The sequence below is a fragment of the Cryobacterium sp. 10I5 genome (assembly GCF_035019865.1).
GTDB classification, from domain to species: Bacteria; Actinomycetota; Actinomycetes; order Actinomycetales; family Microbacteriaceae; genus Cryobacterium; species Cryobacterium breve_A.
On the sequence record NZ_JASJVI010000171.1, the window covers coordinates 1 to 3,115 of the forward strand.

The window sequence follows — 3,115 nt, forward strand, 5'->3', positions numbered from 1 at the left end:
CCCCTTGACCTGACAACGAGAGCCGGTTAATGGAACGAGTGAACAAGGAGATCAAACGCCGCACCGACGTCGTCGGTGTCTTCCCCAACGCTGCCGCTCTCTTGCGTTTGGCCGGGTCGGTTCTGATCGAGCAGCACGACGAATGGGAAGCCGGCGAACGCCGCTACTTCTCCGAAGCATCCATGCTCGAGCTGGCCACCATGAACAACCCCGTCAAGGTCATCGACGAGGCGGTGATCCTCCCAGAACTCGCCGCCGCCTAAGCTAGAACAACTGACCCGCACGGTGTTGAGAAACTCCACCGCTCAGCGGGACGTGACCTATGAGTGCCGAGCCTCAGCCGGTCGTCGAACACCGGGGTGGTGCGATCTTCATGTTTCTCCTTTGACCGCAAAGGTAGCCGAGACCATAGTCAAATGATGGAAAGCGCGTCGCTACGCTGTCCGAATGGACATCCTTACAACGGCACTATCGAAAGCGCCCGCTGCCGGGTCGATCATCGGCGTGCCAGTCTCGGTGTGGCTCCCGCCGGTGGCCGTGCTGGTAGTGGCATTGTTCGGTTTCTGGAATACCAGTCGAGCTACAAAGCGCGCTGGGGAAAATTCGGACGTCTCTCTGAAGCGCACGATCACGGCAGATAGGCAGGCGCGGCTGCTGGAAAAGCAGATGCTCCTCTACGCCGATATTTTGACTTTCATCGCCCAACGGAGCCAGCACAGAAGCGCCGTACTGAGCATGGGCAAGATCGAAGGTGTCGATATCCCTCAACAGTACGAGTCGACCGATCGATTCGCTTTATCCGGGCGCGCAGAGGCCATCGCTCGACAATCCGTACTGAACGCTTGGAACGCCTGCAACAAAGCCGACGAGGACACGTTAAGAAAACAGATCCTCCAAGCAAAAATCCCCAAAGTGGGCGACGCGGGAATGAAGGAATACGCCGAAATCGACGCTGCGCGAGTCGAGGCTGAGAGGCAAGACGGATTGCTGCGAGATGCCATCCGGATCGCATTGCACAATCGAACGGACGATTACGGACTTGGTGATCTTTGAGCCACCGAAAATGTTCAGGGCTTCGGTGCGAGTCCTTCACCAAGCTCGACTCCAAGATCTCCAAACGCTCCGAGATGCCCGAGCCAAGCCATCGATGTCCACCACATCAAGACGGCGTCGCCGATTGCTCGAACCATCGCGGCTTCTAATCCGTCATCCGTTGCAGTCTCGCCGGAGACCGCCGATGCCGCTTTTCGACGATCATCGGCGCTGAGTCAATGGTTTTCATCGCCGGTGCAGGGAGGCGCCCGCTGACGGGATTCGCAAAGTCGCTGGGCGATGAACGCGGCTCAGCCACCGACGTACCTGCCAGTCTGGTTTGCCAGAAATCTTCCGGCACGCCACATTCCACTCTTCGCCATCCCGATCTGGCTCCACGTGCGTAACCTGCACTCACAACAATAGAATGCCCGTCCAGTTCTACGAACGACACCGACGTTCGGCACTTCTCGATCGCGTTTTGCCGTGTTTAGTCGGCCCGGTTAGGGCATTTCGTCGCATTCCTGATCACCGGTTCGGCAAGGCGCCAGGGCGTCTCGTTGGCGAGATGAGCTGTCAGGGCGTCATCAGCGGTACCACTCCTCGTCAGTCTGAGCCAGGCGCGAAGGTTGCAACTCGTCGCCGAGGCTATAGAAGCGCTGGAAGTTCATGATCAGGGGTCGCCATAGGTTCGGATCGATGCGGTTTTTCGACCCCTTCAGGCGGATCGAGTCGTGGACGTGCACCCGGGTGATCCTGGCTTCGAAAATGACCGTATCGCCATCGGCCGGGTCGTCTTTCTTGAGGGGACGAGAGTGCACGATGCGGGCTTCGAGATTGACGGGGCATTCGTCGATCCGTTCTGCTCGAACGGTGTCACCCGGCCGGGAATGCAAACCCGCACGGTTGATCTTGTCGGGCTCATAGCGGTATCCGACAAGAGCCTTGCCAGGAGGAACCGGCATGTGGCCGGTGGTCAAAGCGATCCTATCGACCGCATCGACCAGTTCGGCAGTGGGGAGGTTGATGACGCACTCGCCGGTGTCGAGGAGGTTCTGTGCTGTCAAGGAGCGGGCGCCCATGCCGAGGAGTGCGGTCTGGCCAAGCCAGAAGACAGACGACATCGGGGCGGTATTAGTTTCACCGTCGCGGTCGACCGTGCTGAGAAGAGCAACGGGTGTTCCGAAGTAGAGAATGGCCGGGTCGATGACGGTGTGCGTCGGCATGGGCTTCTTTCGGCGAGAGGGGCTAGTCGGGGCGAGCTTCGCTTCAAAATTACCCGAGCCGCCATCCAATGACTGGCGGAAATCCGACGTCGCGGCCACGCATCGGTGGGCGCCCGCAACCGGAATACTCAGTCCATAGACAATTCGATAACAAGAAATATAGAACCGTCTATGGGTGTTTCAAAGCCGTGTCGTTATGGGACAGCAGACAGACCCAATTCAACAAAGCGCCGCCAACACCAACCCGCCGAGGGAAGGGAAAGAAGCTTTGAGCTTGCCCACAGCGGATTTGTTCACTTCGGTTAGGATGCTGGCGACGCGTGAGCGTTCCGGGGGGATGCTCCTATCGGGGAGCCTAGTCAGGTTCGATTTCCTGAGTCCTCCACCAAAGTGCAATTCCTCACCGTTCGCTCGCCGTCCCAGACTCCTGAGTCAAGTCGATCGGCCCCCGATACCGAATACTTCTTTCAGGAACCGGTTGCGGGCAACTGTCATGGGCTGCAGAAGAAACCCGTTGGCAGGAGGTACCTTGGCCACATGGCTGACGTCAGCAGTGCCAGATCAGGGTTTATGCGTTGGATGGTCGGCAGGCCACGTATCTGGGTTGGTGTTGTTTGGTGCTGCATCGGGCTGGCTTGGATTCTCCTAGCGGTATTCGAAGGACCCACTGGGACGCGAATCCTGCTGGGGGCACTGTGGCTCGCGCTCGGGGTCTTCCAGGGTGCTATCGCTCTGCATGATCGGAAACACGGGCGGGGATTCCATCAAACGCCGCGGAATATGTCAACCTGTATGAGTCATATTCTCTAGGCGGTCATTGAGTTCGTTCCTGCTTTCTCGGGTTCGTTGATCCAGGT

General features: G+C 58.5%; 2 protein-coding genes and 1 pseudogene. 2 read left to right on the forward strand and 1 reads right to left on the reverse strand.

Annotated features, from left to right (window positions below; all coding sequences use genetic code 11):
- Positions 1 to 29 precede the first annotated feature (29 nt).
- Positions 30 to 263: pseudogene (locus QN350_RS19400) on the forward strand (transposase); the annotation flags it as partial.
- A gap of 184 nt (positions 264 to 447) precedes the next feature.
- On the forward strand, positions 448 to 1,053 hold the full coding sequence (locus QN350_RS19405) for a hypothetical protein (protein WP_322140310.1): 606 nt from the start codon (positions 448 to 450) through the stop codon (positions 1,051 to 1,053).
- Positions 1,054 to 1,619: 566 nt separating this feature from the next.
- Here the strand turns inward: QN350_RS19405 and QN350_RS19410 are convergent.
- Positions 1,620 to 2,258, reverse strand: coding sequence for a flavin reductase family protein (locus QN350_RS19410; protein ID WP_322140311.1), 639 nt, complete (start codon positions 2,256 to 2,258; stop codon positions 1,620 to 1,622).
- Positions 2,259 to 3,115: the final 857 nt, after the last annotated feature.